We start from the raw sequence: 18032 nt of genomic DNA, 5'->3' as shown, positions 1-18032 counted from the left end.
AAATCAATAGACTAATTATATAAATATCAGTATATTAAGTGAACTAAATGTATAGATTAATAGATCATAAGCAGAACATACTTAGACCAAAAGGTGATCAGAGTTTTCACACAGTCTGTGCCAAAAGCAGCCCTTGAGTGACTTAGTGATAAAGGCTGCAATGATACGATTGCTGACATTTCACTATTTCTTTTTATGCCTTCTCATTGCCATTAATAGACTGTCATTTAGCTATCGCAACAACTTTGACCTTCTTGAATTGGCGGGCATTTCACTGTTCCATAAGAGCAATATACGCAACAATCGCCTTTCAAAGGCTTTAGGAGAACTTTGCAAGATTCACATTCATAATACCACTGGCAAGCGTTGGTTGGCATTTCTTCAGTTTTACTGAAGCCACACTCAGGGCAAGTAATGGTAGAATTTAACTCTATACTTTGCATGTTTGCTCCTTCAAAGGTTTAACAATGTCTAATACGGACATTACAATCATCAAACAAATACCTACATAAAACAAATAAGTGCTCCATTCGTATTGCCATAGTGGATAGAGGGTTAACAAAACCGCTATAGGGCCAATAACCCCAAGAATACCTCTCGCATGATTTTGGTTTTTATACCAGTTATACAAATTTACCAACAATGCCAGAGTTGCAAATATAGGTAACAAGGTATTTACAGCAATTCCCTCAAAGTGAGAGAGAAAGCCTAATCCTAATGCTGATGCTAACGAGCCGAGTGCGGGGAAGCACCCCGTACAACTAAGAGCCGCAAGCCAAACACCACCTGAGCTAACTTTATCTAAAATCTTATTAATCATTTTTAACGTCTAACATTATTTGAATGATTTGAGTATGAACTCCGTAGGTAGGTACGGAGTCAATACTATTTTAGCGAATCGATTATTGGGCAGTGGGATTGATCGTTATTGTTGCGGCATGAATTAGTCATTTCTTTTATGACGACTTCTAAGCGTTGAAGGTCAGCTATCTTATTTTGAATTACGTTCAATTTCAGCAAGCCTAGGGATTCTACTTTGGCACAATCGCCATCCATTGACATCAATGAAGCCACTTCTTTTAGAGTAAAGCCAAGTGCTTTGGCCTTACAGATGAATTGTAATTGTTTGGTGATTGAGTCGTCATAGACACGATAACCATTTTGAGGTTTTTGAGGCTGTTTTATCAAGCCTTCCCGCTCATAAAACCGTATAGTTTCTACGCCTATATCAAGTTCTTTAGCCAACTTGCCTATTGTTTTCATCGTCCAACCATAAAATCAACTTTAATCATGACATTAGTATATCAATACGAAGTAAAATTGCTCGAACTACAATGACTGGTTTTCACTAAAAGCTGCCCTTAGAGCATTTACGTTAACTCGTCTTGGGGCAAAAACGAGTTGGACTGCCGAGCTTTCATTAGATACCTACTTATAATCTTAAAGTACAAAACGGAAGTAAACTTCCGGTTTCTAACCCAATATTGCTATATTTCGGAAGCAAACTTCCGTTTATAGGGATTCAAAGGTAGTTATCGGAAATATACTTCTGTTTTTTGAAAGCGTTAACCTAGATAGCTATATGAGCCATTTTTTGGGTCTTATTTGAGCGAAAAGCAGACATTGACCGTTAATCGTTTCAAAGACGGCAATTAGCCATACGTTGCATGTTTGCTCCCTTACTGGTTTTACGATATCCAAAACCGACATAACGACCATTAAGCAAATACCAAAGTAAAATAGGTATGTGCTCCAATCATATAGCCAAAGAGGATAAAGCGTTAATAGCACTGCTACAGGCCCTAGAATGCTGAAGACAGCTCTGGTATGGTTTTTATTTTTGTGCCAGTTGTATAAGTTTACCAATAGTTCCAAAGATGCAAAAATAGGTAAAAGCGTATTTAAAGCTATTCCTTCGAAGTGAGAGAAGAAGCCTAGTCCTAATGCCGATGCAAGTGACCTTAATGCAGGGAAGCAGGCCGTGCCGCTAGCCAAACGCCACTAGAGCCTACTCTGCCTAATATTTTATTTATCATTTGAAAGTCTATTGGTTGATATTACCATCATTCTAAACTCCGTATATAAGTACGGAGTCAATCATTTTAATGAATCAATTATGGGGCAATGTGTTGGATCTTCGTTTTGCATACAGGTATTTGTCATATCCACAATTACTTTCTCTAAACGTTGAAGGTCATTAATTTTGTCTCGAATGATTGCTAACTTTTGTCGGCTTAATAGCTCAACTTGAGCGCAGTTGCTGTCCATAGACATTAGCGATTTTATTTCTCTTAACGTAAAGCCGAGCGCTTTGGCTTTTGTGATAAACCTAAGTTGTCCTGCTATTGTTTCGTCATATTGTCTATAACCAGATATTGGTTTTTCAGGTTGTGTAATCAGCCCTTCTCGTTCATAAAAACGAATGGTTTCTACATTTAAATTTAATGATTGTGCTAATTTGCCAATGGTTTTCATTATTGCCTTTGTGAATACTACTAATCTAAAGTTATATTTAGTTTAGCTATCCAATGATTTGATGATGCCGCACGCTTCAATTGTATTGTCTGAACCACAAGCACTTGCCATCTGTTGTAATTCAGCTTTAAGCGCCCTTAATTCTTTCATACGTTTATTCACTAGTGCAAGTTGCTGATCAATTAATGCATTAACGCTAGAGCAGCTTTCTTCTGGCTTATTTTTTAATTCGATAAGACGTTTAATATCATTGAGTGATATATCTAGGCTGCGAAAATGCTTTACGAATTCCAATTGTTTAAGTGCTTTACTATCATACAGCCTGAAATTACCTTCTGAACGGTTTGGATTTAACAGTAATCCTTCTCTTTCATAATATCTAATCGTTTGTATTGAACAGCCCGATTTTTTTGACAATTCGCCTATTTTCATCAATTTCCCCCAGACATTTGACTCTATAGTTACTATAGGATCTATAGTATAGGTATGCAACGAAAGGGATATATAAAAATGACTGAGAAATATTTAAACAATACGAATATCGTTAATTTTGAACACAAAGATATCCAATCCCTGATCGATCAACGAGGGTGGAAAAATTTGGATAATTTCAACAAAATTGGTGCCGCTTATCAGTTTGTAAAAGATGAAATAATGTTTGGCTATAACAAGAGTGATGATATTTCAGCAAGCGATGTGCTAGCAGATGGTTATGGACAATGTAATACTAAGGGTAATCTGTTAATGGCACTATTGCGTGGACTAGGTATCCAGTGTCGTTTCCAAAGTTTTACCATTGATCAGCAACTACAAAAAGGTGCTATCCCAAGCTTGTATTTTGGTTAGCACCTAAATACATCATTCATAGTTGGGTAGAAGTTTACTTTGAAGGGCGTTGGATAAACTTAGAGGGCTTTATATTGGATGAGCAATACTTAAGCTCACTACAGCAGAAATTTAGCCAAGCAAAAGATGAGTTTTGTGGTTATGGTGTTGCAACAAAGTGCTTATCTTCACCCGGTACGGATTGGCGTGGAGAGGATACCTATATTCAAAAAGAAGGTATTCATGACGACTTTGGGCTTTATGATTCACCAGATAAGTTCTATCTCGAAAAAGGTACTAATCTATCAGGTGTAAAACGTTGGTTGTATCAACGAGTGATCCGACATTTGATTAATATGAATGTATCAAAAATAAGAAATAAAAAAGTACTGGAGGTACAAAATGCACAACCATAGTCACAGTCATCAGCATGGTAAAGACGACCGGATTGGTTGGGCATTTTTCCTTAATGTGATATTTACCATTATCGAATTTATAGGTGGTTGGCTCACAAACAGTACGGCGATAATGGCGGATGCCGTTCACGATCTTGGTGATAGTCTTTCAATAGGTTTTGCGTGGATTTTAAGTCGTTTTTCAGATAAAGAAGCATCAGACAAATTCAGCTATGGTTATCGCCGACTTACACTTTTTGGTGCATTGGTAAATAGTATTGTTTTGATTACCGGCTCTATTTGGGTTTTATTTGAAGCAATACCTAAGCTGTCCAATCCTGAAATGCCTGTAGTTGAGGGGATGTTAGGGCTAGCCATACTCGGTGTTGCCGTAAATGGTTATGCGGTATTCAAATTAAAAGCGGGTGAAACACTAAATGAAAAAGTGCTGACATGGCACCTACTTGAAGACGTACTTGGCTGGGTTGCTGTGCTTATTGTATCTATTGTGCTGTTATTTGTAGATTTGCCCATTTTAGATCCGTTACTATCTATTGGCTTCACATTGTTTATCTTGTTCAATGTTTTTAAAAATCTTAAATCAACAATTGTCTTGTTTCTTCAGGCCGCGCCAGATGAAGAAACTCAAGAAAGTATAAAACAGTCGCTAACTAACCTTCCAGAAGTTAATGGCGTACATCATCTGCATTTTTGGTCGTTAGATGGCGAAAGTCACGTATTAACTGCTCACATAGAATTAGTCGAAAAAACTGACGTTGATGAATTAATTAAACTTAAGGAACAAGTGGCTAAGAGACTTTCTGCCTATCGCTTGTCTCATACAACCATTGAATTTGAGTTTCCTAAAGAAACTTGCCGAGATGATGCGAATTAAACTTTAAAAATTAAAATAAAAAGATTAAATATAAAAGCAGCTTAAACATAAATTAAGCTGCTTTTTTGTTTTTAAATTTCGTCAGATTGCTGTTTACTACTCTCAGCGCCATGCGCCCATTGATATAAAATAGGCAATACAAACAAAGTTAAAATTGTAGAAGATACAATACCGCCGATAACAACTGTTGCTAGTGGTCGTTGCACTTCTGCACCAATTCCAGTGTTTAACGCCATTGGAATAAAACCTAAACTTGCGACCAGTGCCGTCATTAAAATAGGTCTTAAACGAATGATGGCACCTTCAATGATCGCTACGTAAAGGTCGCCTTTTTCATGCCAAAGATCTCGAATAAAAGCCAACATAACCAAGCCATTTAATACGGCAACACCTGACAATGCTATGAAGCCGACACCTGCCGAAATAGATAAAGGCATGTCTCTTAAATAAAGAGAAATTACGCCCCCAGTTAATGCTAACGGTACACCACTGAAAATGATCAATGCATCTTTTAATGAACCAAATGCAATAACCAAAATACCTAAGATAACAATTAGTGTGATCGGCACAACTAAGCTTAATCTTTTACTCGCTGACTCTAGCTGTTCAAAGGTTCCGCCATAATCAAGCCAGTATCCTGCTGGAATTTCTCCTTCCTGATTAATTTTAGCTTTCACTTCTTTGACAAAACCGCCTAAATCTCTACCACGAACATTGACGGTAACCACAACTCTTCTTTTTCCGTTCTCTCGGCTAATCTGCGCGGGTAAAGACTCTGATTTAAGCTCTGCAACTTCTTCAAGTGGCACATAGTTACCATTCTCAAGTGGAAGCGGCAGATGCTTCAAGCTATCGATATCCGTTCTTATTTGCTCCGGTAGACGAACAACTAACTCAAATCGTCTGTCTCCTTCATAAATGATCCCCGCAGATTCACCGCCAATTGCAGTAGCAACCCAGTCTTGCAGTTCGGTAACGCTCAAACCATACCTACCAAGCGCTTCTCGTTTAGGAATTACTGATAAAGATGGAACACCTGTGACCTGTTCCATTCGGGCATCAGCAGCACCGTCCACGGTTTTCACTATATTTAGAATATCTTTTGCGGTGAGTAATAACCGATCCAAATCATCACCAAATATTTTGATGCCGACATCAGCTCTAACGCCAGAAATCAATTCATTGAAACGCATTTGAATAGGCTGAGTGAATTCATAGTTGTTGCCCGGAATGTTTTTCAGTACCTCTTCCATTTCTTCAACTAATTCACTCTTTGGCTTTGAAGGTTCGGCCCAATCTTTACGTGGTTTTAAAATAACAAAGATATCAGCAATACTCGGTGGCATTGGGTCAGTTGCTACTTCTGGTGTGCCGATGCGCGAGAATACTTTATCAACTTCAGGAAACGCTTTAATACGTTGCTCAAGTACTTCTTGCATTTCTACTGATTGCTCTAGGCCAGTCGATGGAATTCTTAATGCCTGTAGTGCAATATCACCTTCATTTAATTGAGGAACAAATTCTGTCCCAAGCGTAGTTGCTAACCAAAGGCTATACCCCATTAACAGCGTTGAGAATGAAACAATAATCCAACGAAATTTCATCGCCATTTTTAACAATGGTTCATAAATAGACTTGGTTGAACGAATAACTACACTTTCTTTTTCGCTGATTTTACCTTTCATAAACACAGCTACAGCAGCAGGAACCAGTGTAACTGAAAGGATCATTGCGGAAATTAACGCCATAACGACAGTTGCCGCCATAGGGTGGAACATTTTCCCTTCAACGCCAGTTAGCGTGAAAATGGGGATGTAAACAACAGTGATAATTGCCACACCAAACAAGCTTGGACGTATCACTTCTGAAGTGGCTTCAAAAACGGTATTTAGGCGTTCTCTTAAGTCTTGCCTATGACCGTTGTGTTGGGCCTGTGCTAACCTACGGACAGAGTTTTCAACGATGATTACAGCCCCGTCCACTATCAAGCCAAAGTCCAATGCGCCGAGACTCATTAAATTGGCAGATACTCCTGCTTGCACCATACCTGTGATTGTCATTAACATGGAAATAGGGATAACAGCAGCGGTAATGAGAGCTGCACGTAAATTTCCAAGTAGAATAAATAACACAACAATAACTAAAAGCGCACCTTCAACGAGGTTTTTGGTAACGGTTGCAATCGCTTTATCTACTAACGTTGTTCTGTCGTAAACAGGCTCTGCGGTAATGCCCTTTGGCAGAGATTTTTGTATTTCGCTGAGCTTATGTTCCACTTCTAAAGCAACGGTGCGAGAATTCTCACCAATCAGCATCATGGTTGTACCAAGCACTGTCTCAATGCCATTACGAGTAGCAGCCCCTGTTCTAAGTTCTTTGCCTATAGCAACATTGGCAACATCACTTATTTTTACAGGAATACCATCGTTCTTTTTGATGATGACATTGAGGATTTCATCCATTGTCGCAAGTTGCCCAATGGAGCGCACTAACACTTGTTGTCCGTTTTGCTCAATATAACCCGCGCCACGGTTATCATTATTTTTACGTAATGCATCAGAAACGTCTTCAAAGCTTACCTGATGAAAAAGTAATTTTTCGGGTTTCGGCGTTATATGATACTGCTTGTTATAGCCGCCGATACTGTTGACCTCAATGACGCCTTTAACTTGAGCCAATTGCGGTTTAATGATCCAGTCTTGTATTTCTCTTAAGGCAATAGCGGTATAAGGCTCTCCATTAGGCATTTTAGCGTCAGGAGAAGCTTGTACGGTATACATAAATATTTCACCAAGCCCTGTGGAAATAGGACCCATCTCTGGCTCTAAGCCAGAGGGAATAACGCCTTTTATCGCAGCTAATCTTGCATTGATTAAGTTGCGTGCGAAATAAATATCGGTTCCCTCTTCAAAGATAACGGTCACCTGGGATAAACCATATCTTGAAAGAGAGCGGGTGTGAGACAGCTTTGGTAGTCCAGCTAATGCGTTTTCTACTGGAAAAGTTACCCTTTGCTCCGCTTCTAAAGGTGAATAACCGGGGGCAGAGGTATTTATTTGTACCTGTACGTTTGTTATATCTGGAACAGCATCAATGGGAAGTTTTTGATAACTCCACATACCAACGCCGATGATTACCATCAGCAAGCTTAATACTAAATAGCGCCTATTTATTGCAAGACGCAAAATTGATTCAATCATATTGCGTCTCCTAATCGTCGTCTTCTACTTCAGATTTCAAGATATCTGCTTTAATCAGATAACTGTTTTTGTTTACATATTCAGCGTCTTTACTGAGGCCATCAATGACCTCGATATAGTTTTTGTCTGAACGACCAAGGACAAGTGGTGCAAACTCGTACTCTTCATCTTCTTTTACAAAGACACCTAATTGTCCACCTAGCTCTTGTATGGCAACTTTCTCGACCGCTAAATCCACCTCAAATTGGTTTATCTTTACGTTGCCTTTTAATAATTGACCTGACGTTAGCTTTAACTCAGTGTTGTTTAATCGTACCCGTGCTAAAACATAAGGCTGATCTTTAGCTGGAATAATATTAGTGATGACTGAACTGAATGCGTGTTCACCTTGCTCAATATCAACATGCTGACCGACTTTGATTTGATTATATTGGCTGGTAAACACCTTAAATTCAGCCCACAAGGTGTCAAAATTGACGATTTCAAACAAGCTAGTGTTTTGCGTGATACCACCAATATTTCCATTTCGCTGTAAAACGACACCAGAAACAGGGGACGTTATTTTATAGGTATTTAAGCTTTCGTTAGATTCAATAACAGCTAATAGCTCGCCTTTTTTTACCTTATCACCAACGGTGGGTTTTATTGCCTTTATAACGCCATTATATCTAGCGCCAACTTGGAATAATTGTTCAGCGCCTATCGTCGTAGAGCCATATACAGGGATAGTTTGGTTCAATGTTTTTGAAGCTAAATAGGCTGTTTCAACACCAAGCCTTTTTGCCATGTTATTGTTAATTTTGCTAATGCCTTCTTCGCCTTCATGTTCATCTTCACTAGCGAAAGCACTTTGAATGGGTGATAGATGCCCAATAAAAATCAATAGTGCGAGTAAATAGTTTTTCATTTTTAATTCCTAAACGATTCAGTTAATAACTGAATCAATAAAATGTTATTAAGCTTAAAGTGATGCTTTTTTTAGAGTGACAGCGCTTCGTTTGTTAGTTTTTCTATCTCTGCGCCATAAATTAGGGCAGCAGATGCCGCATCAATGAGGGTTCGCCGAGCATTTAACAGCTCTTGTCTAGCCGATACATAATCAAGATATCCATATCGACCTTTTTGATAGGCGTCTTGAGTATCTTCCAGTGCATCTTCAAGCATTGGGATAACCGACTGCTTTAATGAATTAGCTGTTAATATGGCTTGTTTTCTATTGGAGTATGCTCGTAGTAAGTGATTTCTAAACCTCAACTTAGTCGCCTCTTTCTCTATGGCAACTTGGTCACGCTCTGCTAGCGCACTAGCGATTGCACCAGAATTTCGCTTTTCAGCAAACAAAGGTAAGCTAAAGCCAGCGACCAGTGCCGTATCATTGGCTTCTTGAGAGCGCCTAACACCAACAGACCATTTGATATTGGCCGTTGACTCTGTTTTAGCTAACTGTATTTCAGCCTCTTTTAGTCGCTGTTCACTTGCATAGATTTGAATAGCAGGGTTCTTCTCTAACTTCGCAAAAAGGCTGTTAAAGTCACTATCATTGCCAAACTGAAAAAGATCCCCTTGTACTTCAGAGAAGGTTACAGAGTTTTCCCCCCAGTAGGCTGCTAATGAGAGCTTCAAATATTCCAAGCGCTTTTGTTCAGATTGAACGGTCAAATTTGCCTGAGCAATAACTGCTTTTGAACGTTTCACTTCAGCCTCAGGAGTAGCACCTGCACGGTTACGCTGAGATACAATCTCTAACGTTTCTTTCGCTAAACTCAGTGCATTTTTTGCCAATATTACTCTTTGTTGTGCTGCTAGTACTTCCACGTACTTTTCAGTGACTTGAGCCATTAAGTTTAGCGCTGCTACCTCTTTTTCAGCAGTGAGCAGTGCTCTTGAGTTTGAAATAAGCCCAATTCGCGCTGAGCGTTTGTCTCCCATTTCAATAACCGAAGATAGAGCGACAGTTAATTCAGCACTGCCGAATGCATTAAATTCACCTGAACCTGCAAAGTTCTCAGCTTCAAGCTCTAGTTCATAAGCAGGATTTAAACTTGCTGTTTGTTCTTGTCCTGTTAATGCCGTTTGCTTGAAATCAAATATTTTAAGTTCTGGATTTTGTTTAAGCGTCCACTGAATTGCTTCTTGAAGGTTTAACTGATTTTCAAACGCATAAACATTAAATGTAAAAAGTGACAAAGCGAGAAACGCGATATATTTAAGCCGAGGTGTTACACACCTCAAAATTGCTATCTTGCGATGCACACAGGTATTAAGTGCCATGTATACTTTCCTATAAATTTATATGTAATATTTAGGTCATTAACATGTGACCTTTCTTAATTTTCTATAAAATTTAGGCGTATTTAGGTGGGCGGAATGGCACCGACATATAGCCTTTTAGCTCAGGGGAAACTAAGGCGTAGGTAGGGAAATATTCTATTGCTTGTAAAATATTACAAGAAGAATCTGTATTTAAAAATAACTGACAGCAGCAACAAAAATTACAATTATCAATTAAAGTTTGGCTATTACCCTCCTCAAATAAATTAGAGCTTTCAGGAGCTTTTAGCGGGGTAATAGACTCAGTTAGTGATATATTAAAAGAACTTTCAATTAAGTTTCCTTCAATCTCTTCTTGCGAAAAAAACACAGACTGCACCGCGATTAAAATCATTATCACGTATGATATATATGGTTTAAAATATGACGGGTGCATTCTTTTAACTACTTTCTACTTAATACTTTAGCTGTAAGATACGGCGAGCACCGTTTAAAACGACAACAGCAATAATCAAACCAATCACTAAATCTGGATAACGGCTGCTTGTTACTGTAACTAAAAAGCCAGCTAAGATTACCCCAACATTTGCAATAACGTCATTTGCGGAAAAAATCCAGCTTGCTTTCATATGAGCGCCGTCTTCTTTATTACCAAATATTAAAAATAGACAAGCAATGTTAGCGATTAGTGCTATTCCACCAAATATCATCATTAAAGAAGAGATCGGTTCACTACCGTAAATAAAGCGTCTTACGACTTCGCTCAAAGCACCTAGCGCTAGAATAACTTGAAGCACACCAGATATATGTGCCGCTCTAAGTTTCATGCTGATACTTTTACCTACCGAATAAATAGCCAAACCATACACAGCAGCATCAGCAAACATATCTAATGAGTCCGCAATTAGGCCAGCAGACTGTGCAATCAACCCAGCAATTACTTCTATAAAAAACATGACTCCATTAATGGCTAACAACCATTTTAGGGTTGATGCTTCTTTCATCTCATTTTTTTGGGCTAGATCTTTTGCTTTTGCAGCTTCGGTGCTGCAACTTTCTTTAGTTGATGCCAACTCTGCACCGAGATTGAGTTGTTGTAATTTTTTTGTTATCTCATCTAAATTTTCATCATGAAAAACCTTGACTAAACGGCTAGGAATATCAAATTGCAACCCAACTGAAGGCTCAATTGAGTCAAGTGCTAACCTAATCAATCTCTCTTCTGAAGGACAGTCCATTTGAGGTACTTTAAATGTACTGACAAACGCGCCACTATAGTTATCTAATTGTGTATCAATTTTTACATCTTCATTGGTAGAAGATGATTGACACTGACCACTACATTTTTCTGACATATTTAACATTCCGTAATAATATTAAAATAAGTATAAAATCTATAGTGGCTATAGAGTCAAATAAAAAAATTATTTAATGTAAAAGCGTGGAAACTGAATTGAAAAGCTAGTTTAAGAAAATAGTTTCTGCTAGTATTTTAAATACTATATTTAACTGGTGATAACTTTGAACCTTAATGTTGTACTAAAAATGCTCTTGGTTATTTCGATTGTTTTACAATCGTTAACTGCTGTAGCATCCTCAACATCTGAGAATCACCAAATAGATATAGAGCACCTTCAAATTCAACATGATCATGCAGATGATCGAAATGTCTCAAATGATAATGTAGGTGATGAGCAGCATAATGAAAAAGATTGTCATCACTGCGGACATTGCAGTGGCAGCCACTTATCTTGGATTTTAGTCAGTAATTCAAATACCACGGGCAAACTAAACATTATCAATAAAACGCCTTATCAAATTGATCAAACAAGTACCTTTCATGAAGCGATACTTCGTCCGCCTATTTCTTAATTAGATTAATTTTTAATGACCTATTTATCCTTTAATAATGGATAAAGGTTTCGTGTTTATTAATTTTAAAATTAAGAATTTTTATGTATATATATTTAAAAAATGCAGGTTTAGTCCTGTCTTTATGTATGGCTGTGAGTTTTTCAGTTGCCACTTATGCCAAACAGAAAAGTATTTCATGGCTAGATAGTCAAATAAATAAAGATCCCGAAGTTGTTGCGGCTAAAGAGTTACTTAATGCAAGTAATCATAGAGCCAAGAGCTTAACTAAAGCCGTATATAACCCAGAGCTTGAAGCAAGCTATGAAAAAGAGGGTGATTTTGATAATTATTCTATTGGTATCAGTCAAACGATTGATTTTTGGGATAAGCAATCAGCAAATAAAAGCATTGGTGAAATTGGTGTTTATGCAAACCAGCAACAATTGTTATCTCTACTCGATTCTAAAAAGGCTAACGCTTTAACTGCAATAGTTAATTGGCAAGCAGCAAAAAAGGTGGCTCAGTTACTTTCAGTAAGAGAAAATCAATTACAAACGCTCGTTGGAATTATTGAAGATAAGCGAAAAGCAGGACTTTTAGAGCCACTTGACGCTGAACTGGTTTATTTAAACTTGTCCCAAGTTTTCAGTGAAATATCTGAGTCGCAAATTGCTTTGAAAAATGCAGAGGTAAATGTTCAGGAGTTATTGCCTGATTGGACGCCTAATACTACCAATTTGTTTTCATTTACTTTTGGAGCAACAAACTATTCATTTAACTCTCAGTGGGTTGAGGAACATCCAAAAGTTAAACTCGCTAGAGCGCAATGGAAGATAAAACAATCTAAAGCTCAACTAACCACTATGGAATCTAAAGCCAATCCAACCATTGGAGTTAACGCAGGGAAAAGTGGAGATGAAGACTTGATTGGCGTGACTTTCTCAATGCCTTTAAATATCAGAAATAACTATTCAGATACTGTTAAAGCCGCTTATTCAGAAGCAATTGCAGCAGAGGCTAACTTTCGGTCGGTTTATCGAAAGCAGTCATTTGAAGCAAAAGCTAATTATGAATCGCTTATTGTCAGTAAAAAATATTATGAGCAATGGCAAAAACTGACAAAAGGCAGATTAGATAGCAGCGAAAACTTATTAAATAAGCGCTGGGAAGCTGGTGACATTAATACTTCTGACTACTTACTTGCATTAAATCAACGTGCGGAAGGGCTTCATGCAGGAATACGTTTGGAAAATCAATTCAAGCTTGCAGAAATATCCTTCATTTTAAGTATGGGTCAGTTATCCAAATTTGAGATTTGAGCGCTTTGTTTTTTCAGTAGCGAAAAACGAAATCTTAAATTTATTAAAAATATAGGTTACAAAAATGAATACAGTAATTAGTAAAAAATTTTTAGCCGTAGTAATTAGCTGCCTGTTAGTTGGGTTTACTACAAATCATGATGCTTTTGCACAGTCGTCAGATGGAACTGGTTCTGTCACAAACGTTTCGAAACAAGAAGAAAAAGAACATCAAGATGAGCATGAACACGAAAAGGGACATGAAGAAGATAAAGGTGACCATGACGAGCACGGCCATGAAGGTGGTAATAAAGAGGGAGAAGAAGGACATGAAGAAGGTATCACTATTGATCCAAAGAAGATGTCGCTTGCTAACATTAAAGTGGAAAGTGTTAAGCCTGAATATCAATTTAGCTCCGTATATGCACCTGGCGAAATAAAAGCTAATGGCTATAAAAGTTATGTGGTATCACCACGTACAGAGTCAGTCATTATCAGTCGCCATGCAGCGCTTGGCGAGTATGTAGAAATAGGTCAGAAGTTAGTTACATTATTTAGTGAAGCAATGGCACAAGCACAAGCTGACTATTTAATCGCTTCAACCGAATGGCAACGTGTAAAAAAGCTGGGTAATAAGACGGTGAGTGAAAGTCGATTATTACAAGCTGAAACAACATACAATGCGAGCTATGGCAAGCTCATTGCTTTAGGGTTAACTGAAAAAGCAATAAATGGTATTTCTAACAAAGACATTAAAGCATTTGGACAATATGCATTAACGGCGCACCGTGAAGGTGTCGTGCTTCAAGACGACTTTATCCAAGGGCAACGTGTTGATGCTGGGGATGCAGTCATGTTGTTAGCTGATGAAAAACAACTATGGGTTGAAGCAAAAGTTTCTCCAAATAAAAAGCTAAATTTATCAATTGATTCTCCTGCGGTACTTAAATTAGAAGGCCAGAGTTACAATGCCAAAGTTATCCAAGAAGCCCATACAATTGATCCCGTAACTCGTACAAGAATTATTAGATTGGGGGTACAGAATGCTGATGATAACCTTCATTCAGGTATGTTTGTAAAAGTTTACTTTCAGTTTGCCACAAAGCAGAAAGTGATGGCTGTGCCAGAAGAAGCATTGATCCGCAGCGCAGATGGTGATTGGACCGTATTTGTCGAAGACCACCCTGGAGAATTTAAAGCTGTAGAAGTAGAACTAGGCCGAGCCTTAGGTGATTTTAGGGAAATCATTGGCCTTGATAGTGGGACGCGAATTGTAACCAAAGGCGCATTTTTTGTTGCTTCTGAAATCGCTAAAGGCGGATTTGATCCGCATAACCACTAAGGAGCAAGACTATGTTTAATAAAATAATAGATTGGTCTGTTAATAATAGACTCCTGATTTTGATTGCGCTGTTTGCCACAATTGTCGGCGCAATTATGGTTATACCAAAACTAAATTTAGATGCCTTTCCTGATGTTACTAATGTTCAAGTTGCTGTAAATACTGAAGCGCCAGGACTAGCTGCTGAAGAAGTTGAACAACTCATTACGTACCCCATTGAAGCGGTCATGTATGCCTTACCTGATGTAGAACAAGTGCGCTCAATTTCTAAAACAGGCTTGTCTGGCGTCACGGTTGTTTTCAAAGAAGGCACCGACATTTACTTTGCAAGACAACTTGTATTTGAGCGTCTTCAAGCCGCAAAAGAACTGATACCAGAAGGTGTCGGCACACCCGAAATGGGGCCAAACACCTCAGGGCTAGGCCAAGTATTTCAGTACCTTCTTATTTCAGATAAAGATGCAGGCTATGATGCTATGGCACTCAGGAGTCTCAATGATTGGGTAGTAAAATTACTCGTTATGCCTGTCGATGGTGTTACTGATGTACTCTCCTTTGGAGGTATTGTTAGGCAGTACCAAGTAAATGTAGATCCATCTAAGCTTCTTTCTTATAACCTAACGCAAGAAGACGTTGTTGGTGCCCTAGATAACAACAATGCCAATGTTGGCGGATGGTATATGAACCGTGGGCAAGAGCAGCTTGTTATTAGAGGTGCAGGTTGGTTTGAAAGTGGTGACGCTGGTATTAGTAATATCAAACAAGTTCCCGTCAAAACAGTTGATGGGACAGTTGTGACGGTTTCGGATATTGCTAAAGTTGAAATGGGCAGTGAAATTCGTCAAGGTGCTGTCACAATGACGCGCAAAACCGAAAACGGTAAAGTCGAAAATTTAGGTGAAGTTGTCTCTGGCATTGTCTTAAAACGCATGGGGTCTAATACTAAAGCCACCATTGATGGTATCAATGCAAGAATCCCATTGATTAATCAAGCATTGCCTAAAGGTGTTCGCTTTGAACCATTTTATGATCAGGCTGATTTGATTGAAAAAGCCGTTGATACAGTAGTTGATGCACTATTACTAGCATTTATTTTCATCTGTATTGTATTAGCACTATTTTTAATGAATATACGTGCAACCTTCCTTGTCCTAATATCTATTCCAATTTCAATTGGTATCGCGTTAATGATCATGGCTTGGTGGGGCATTTCTGCAAACCTTATGTCATTGGGTGGCATTGCCGTAGCCATTGGTATGCTAGTTGATGGTTCAGTCGTGATGGTTGAAAACATGTTTAAGCATTTAAATAGACCAGACTCTACCCATTTAAAAACTGTAAAAGAAAGAGTGCCTAGTGCTGATACTGATCCACATGATGTAGAACAAGATGAGCATGGTATTAAGTTACGTCTTCAAAATGCGGGTAAAGAAGTGGCTCGACCCGTATTTTTTGCAGCTTCTATTATTTTAGTCGTATTTACGCCTTTATTTAGCTTTGAAGGTGTTGAGGCAAAGTTATTTCAACCTATGGCAATAAGCATCATTTTAGCTGTTATATCTGCTATTGTGGTTGCGTTGTTTGTTGTACCCGCTTTAGCTACTTATTTATTTAAGTCAGGTGTAAAAGAGAGGGAAAGCTTTGTTCTTAGGCCATTAGACAAACTCTACAGAAAAGGGCTTACATTCGCACTAAAACGCACCAAATTAGTCATTTCAGCCGCACTTATATTAGTTTTCTCTGCCTTTGCATTAGTTCCATTAATTGGTACTGAATTTGTACCTGAGTTAGAAGAAGGGACGATAAACTTAAGAGCAACGCTTGCACCTTCTTCCAGTTTAGATACCGCGCTCACTGTGGCACCAATTCTAGAAGAAAAACTAATGGCTTTCCCTGAAGTAACCTATGCATTAAGCCGAATTGGTCGAGCAGAAATAGGTGGAGACCCAGAGCCTGTGAATAACATCGAAATTTACATAGGGTTGAAGCCTGTTTCTGAGTGGACCAGTGCATCTAATCGATATGAACTTCAAGGAAAAATGGAGAGATCTTTAGAAGAATTCCCTGGGTTGCTACTCAACTTTTCTCAACCTATTGCGACTCGTGTCGATGAGCTACTATCTGGTGTTAAGGCTCAGTTGGCGATAAAGTTGTTTGGGCCTGAACTTGAGGTACTGGCGGCTAAAGGTCAAGAAATAGAAACAGCAATTAAAAACATTGAAGGTGCAAGGGATGTTGCATTGGAGCAAATTGCTGGTGAAGCGCAATTGGTGATAAGTCCTAACAGGCAAGAACTATCACGCTTTGGATTGTCTGTGAGTGACATAATGGAGGTTGTGCGTGATGGTATTGGTGGTGTTGAAGCCGGACAAATAATCAATGGTAATGAACGTTATGATATTTACGTTCGCATAGAGGAAGAGTACCGAAGTAACAAAGAAGCTATTGCTGATATTCGGCTTCAATCACCTACTGGTGCTTGGGTGCGACTGGGTGACGTAGCCTCAGTCTCATTTGAGTCAGGCCCACCACAAGTTAGACGCGATGATGTACAACGAAGAGTCGTTATCCAAGCAAATGTACAAAATCGAGATATGGGAAGCGTGGTTGCCGATATCAGAAAGGTAATTGCTGAAAAGGTTGACTTACCTTCAGGTTATTCTGTTTCGATTGGCGGCCAGTTCGAAAGTCAAAAACGTGCTCAAAATAGGTTAGCTATAGTTGTACCTTTATCGTTAGCACTAATCGCACTACTACTTTACTTTGCCTTTGGTTCTGTTGGTCAAGCTATGCTGATATTGGTCAACGTGCCGCTTGCTGTAATTGGCGGAGTTTTCTCCTTATATTTATCTGGACAATACTTGTCTGTACCAAGCTCCGTTGGCTTTATTACCTTATTTGGTGTAGCGGTATTGAATGGGGTCGTTATGGTAGAAAGTATCAACCAACGTATTAAAGACGGTCTAGAAGCATCTAAAGCCGTTTTTGAAGGCGCTACTTCAAGATTAAGACCTGTACTTATGACTGCTATAACATCAGCTTTAGGTTTGATACCGATGTTAATGTCTAATGGTGTTGGTGCAGAAATACAGCGCCCATTAGCGAGTGTTATTGTTGGCGGCTTGGTAACTGCAACACTGTTAACATTATTTGTTTTACCTGTTTTATATCGCTGGTTTTCAGAGAAAAAAATAAAAGAGCTATCCAGATAAAATTACTGTGAACTCTAACCCCACGCTAAAGTCACGTTTAGCGTGGGGTTATTGAGTAGATGAACGAAAAGAAAGATTAGATTTAACAATAAACTAATAGTCATGACTGCTTTGTCGGAATATTTGTCGTTAAACAGGCCAAAGCTAACTTCCGCTTTCGTATCTTTGCAGTCTTAATCTCTATGTGTCTCAAGGTCGGCTTATGGCACAGACTGTGTGAAAACTCTGATCACCTTTTGGTCTAAGTATGTTCTGCTTATGATCT

Annotated in this window: 16 protein-coding genes and 1 pseudogene; 6 read left to right on the top strand and 11 right to left on the bottom strand. The window is 38.6% G+C overall.

Annotated elements, in window-relative coordinates:
* Window positions 1–227: 227 nt before the first annotated feature.
* From CWB60_RS21025 to cadR, 6 genes are all read right to left on the bottom strand, one after another.
* Window positions 228–443: a GDCCVxC domain-containing (seleno)protein gene (locus CWB60_RS21025; protein ID WP_076916053.1), complete on the bottom strand. Its 216-nt coding sequence runs from the start codon at window positions 441–443 to the stop codon at window positions 228–230.
* Window positions 431–820: an organomercurial transporter MerC gene (gene merC / locus CWB60_RS19495; protein WP_024601094.1), complete on the bottom strand. Its 390-nt coding sequence runs from the start codon at window positions 818–820 to the stop codon at window positions 431–433. Before merC ends, CWB60_RS21025 begins: the two co-directional genes overlap by 13 nt.
* Window positions 821–885: 65 nt before the next feature.
* On the bottom strand, window positions 886–1263 hold the full coding sequence (locus CWB60_RS19490) for a MerR family transcriptional regulator (RefSeq protein ID WP_010557530.1): 378 nt from the start codon (window positions 1261–1263) through the stop codon (window positions 886–888).
* A 315-nt stretch (window positions 1264–1578) separates the two neighbouring features.
* On the bottom strand, window positions 1579–1995 hold the full coding sequence (locus CWB60_RS19485) for a MerC family mercury resistance protein (protein WP_249318447.1): 417 nt from the start codon (window positions 1993–1995) through the stop codon (window positions 1579–1581).
* A 102-nt stretch (window positions 1996–2097) separates the two neighbouring features.
* On the bottom strand, window positions 2098–2475 hold the full coding sequence (locus CWB60_RS19480) for a MerR family transcriptional regulator (protein WP_074498699.1): 378 nt from the start codon (window positions 2473–2475) through the stop codon (window positions 2098–2100).
* Window positions 2476–2517: 42 nt separating this feature from the next.
* Window positions 2518–2907 carry a Cd(II)/Pb(II)-responsive transcriptional regulator gene (gene cadR / locus CWB60_RS19475; protein ID WP_138578955.1) on the bottom strand — a complete coding sequence of 130 codons (390 nt, stop codon included), beginning with the start codon at window positions 2905–2907 and terminating at the stop codon, window positions 2518–2520.
* 78 nt (window positions 2908–2985) lie between these two features.
* Here cadR and CWB60_RS19470 point away from each other — a divergent pair.
* Together CWB60_RS19470 and CWB60_RS19465 are read left to right on the top strand one after the other, a co-directional pair.
* Window positions 2986–3716: pseudogene (locus tag CWB60_RS19470) on the top strand (transglutaminase-like domain-containing protein).
* Window positions 3703–4590: a cation diffusion facilitator family transporter gene (locus CWB60_RS19465; protein WP_138578957.1), complete on the top strand. Its 888-nt coding sequence runs from the start codon at window positions 3703–3705 to the stop codon at window positions 4588–4590. Before CWB60_RS19470 ends, CWB60_RS19465 begins: the two are co-directional and overlap by 14 nt.
* Before the next feature lie 71 nt (window positions 4591–4661).
* Here CWB60_RS19465 and CWB60_RS19460 read toward each other — a convergent pair whose 3' ends face one another.
* From CWB60_RS19460 to CWB60_RS19440, 5 genes are all read right to left on the bottom strand, one after another.
* The gene (locus CWB60_RS19460) at window positions 4662–7790 is read right to left on the bottom strand and encodes an efflux RND transporter permease subunit (protein ID WP_138578959.1); all 3129 of its coding nucleotides are present in this window, start codon (window positions 7788–7790) and stop codon (window positions 4662–4664) included.
* A 10-nt stretch (window positions 7791–7800) separates the two neighbouring features.
* A complete protein-coding gene (locus CWB60_RS19455; RefSeq protein WP_138578961.1) occupies window positions 7801–8697 on the bottom strand; it encodes an efflux RND transporter periplasmic adaptor subunit in 897 nt (298 codons plus the stop codon).
* A 71-nt stretch (window positions 8698–8768) separates the two neighbouring features.
* Window positions 8769–10061 (bottom strand): TolC family protein, encoded by a 1293-nt coding sequence (locus tag CWB60_RS19450; protein ID WP_138578963.1) that lies wholly within the window; start codon window positions 10059–10061, stop codon window positions 8769–8771.
* Window positions 10062–10134: 73 nt separating this feature from the next.
* Window positions 10135–10455, bottom strand: a complete 321-nt coding sequence (locus CWB60_RS19445; protein ID WP_138578965.1) for a hypothetical protein — start codon at window positions 10453–10455, stop codon at window positions 10135–10137.
* A 61-nt stretch (window positions 10456–10516) separates the two neighbouring features.
* The gene (locus tag CWB60_RS19440) at window positions 10517–11416 is read right to left on the bottom strand and encodes a cation efflux transmembrane domain-containing protein (RefSeq protein ID WP_138578967.1); all 900 of its coding nucleotides are present in this window, start codon (window positions 11414–11416) and stop codon (window positions 10517–10519) included.
* Between the two features lie 166 nt (window positions 11417–11582).
* On the opposite strand from CWB60_RS19440, the gene CWB60_RS19435 reads away from it, so the two are divergent.
* The 4 genes from CWB60_RS19435 to CWB60_RS19420 all read left to right on the top strand — a co-directional run bounded on the left by CWB60_RS19435 (window position 11583) and on the right by CWB60_RS19420 (window position 17767).
* Window positions 11583–11933, top strand: coding sequence for a hypothetical protein (locus CWB60_RS19435; RefSeq protein WP_138578971.1), 351 nt, complete (start codon window positions 11583–11585; stop codon window positions 11931–11933).
* A gap of 83 nt (window positions 11934–12016) precedes the next feature.
* Window positions 12017–13234, top strand: a complete 1218-nt coding sequence (locus tag CWB60_RS19430; protein WP_008468875.1) for a TolC family protein — start codon at window positions 12017–12019, stop codon at window positions 13232–13234.
* A 64-nt stretch (window positions 13235–13298) separates the two neighbouring features.
* On the top strand, window positions 13299–14555 hold the full coding sequence (locus CWB60_RS19425) for an efflux RND transporter periplasmic adaptor subunit (RefSeq protein WP_138578969.1): 1257 nt from the start codon (window positions 13299–13301) through the stop codon (window positions 14553–14555).
* An 11-nt stretch (window positions 14556–14566) separates the two neighbouring features.
* Entirely contained in the window at window positions 14567–17767 is a 3201-nt protein-coding gene (locus CWB60_RS19420) for an efflux RND transporter permease subunit (RefSeq protein WP_029772416.1), read from the top strand.
* Window positions 17768–18032 lie beyond the last annotated feature (265 nt).

Origin of the sequence: Pseudoalteromonas sp. S327, assembly GCF_005886415.1 — a bacterium.
GTDB lineage: Bacteria > Pseudomonadota > Gammaproteobacteria > Enterobacterales > Alteromonadaceae > Pseudoalteromonas > Pseudoalteromonas atlantica.
The sequence above is the reverse complement of the archived record's forward strand: the minus strand, read 5'-3'. Positions and strand labels throughout refer to the sequence as shown.

What these genes read in the sequence shown, in the direction of transcription:
- CWB60_RS21025 (WP_076916053.1), bottom strand. Translation starts at nt 443, where the DNA reads ATGCAAAGTATAGAGTTAAATTCTACCATTACTTGCCCTGAGTGTGGC.
- merC (WP_024601094.1), bottom strand. Translation starts at nt 820, where the DNA reads ATGATTAATAAGATTTTAGATAAAGTTAGCTCAGGTGGTGTTTGGCTT.
- CWB60_RS19490 (WP_010557530.1), bottom strand. Translation starts at nt 1,263, where the DNA reads ATGAAAACAATAGGCAAGTTGGCTAAAGAACTTGATATAGGCGTAGAA.
- CWB60_RS19480 (WP_074498699.1), bottom strand. Translation starts at nt 2,475, where the DNA reads ATGAAAACCATTGGCAAATTAGCACAATCATTAAATTTAAATGTAGAA.
- cadR (WP_138578955.1), bottom strand. Translation starts at nt 2,907, where the DNA reads ATGAAAATAGGCGAATTGTCAAAAAAATCGGGCTGTTCAATACAAACG.
- CWB60_RS19465 (WP_138578957.1), top strand. Translation starts at nt 3,703, where the DNA reads ATGCACAACCATAGTCACAGTCATCAGCATGGTAAAGACGACCGGATT.
- CWB60_RS19460 (WP_138578959.1), bottom strand. Translation starts at nt 7,790, where the DNA reads ATGATTGAATCAATTTTGCGTCTTGCAATAAATAGGCGCTATTTAGTA.
- CWB60_RS19455 (WP_138578961.1), bottom strand. Translation starts at nt 8,697, where the DNA reads ATGAAAAACTATTTACTCGCACTATTGATTTTTATTGGGCATCTATCA.
- CWB60_RS19450 (WP_138578963.1), bottom strand. Translation starts at nt 10,061, where the DNA reads ATGGCACTTAATACCTGTGTGCATCGCAAGATAGCAATTTTGAGGTGT.
- CWB60_RS19445 (WP_138578965.1), bottom strand. Translation starts at nt 10,455, where the DNA reads ATGATTTTAATCGCGGTGCAGTCTGTGTTTTTTTCGCAAGAAGAGATT.
- CWB60_RS19440 (WP_138578967.1), bottom strand. Translation starts at nt 11,416, where the DNA reads ATGTCAGAAAAATGTAGTGGTCAGTGTCAATCATCTTCTACCAATGAA.
- CWB60_RS19430 (WP_008468875.1), top strand. Translation starts at nt 12,017, where the DNA reads ATGTATATATATTTAAAAAATGCAGGTTTAGTCCTGTCTTTATGTATG.
- CWB60_RS19425 (WP_138578969.1), top strand. Translation starts at nt 13,299, where the DNA reads ATGAATACAGTAATTAGTAAAAAATTTTTAGCCGTAGTAATTAGCTGC.
- CWB60_RS19420 (WP_029772416.1), top strand. Translation starts at nt 14,567, where the DNA reads ATGTTTAATAAAATAATAGATTGGTCTGTTAATAATAGACTCCTGATT.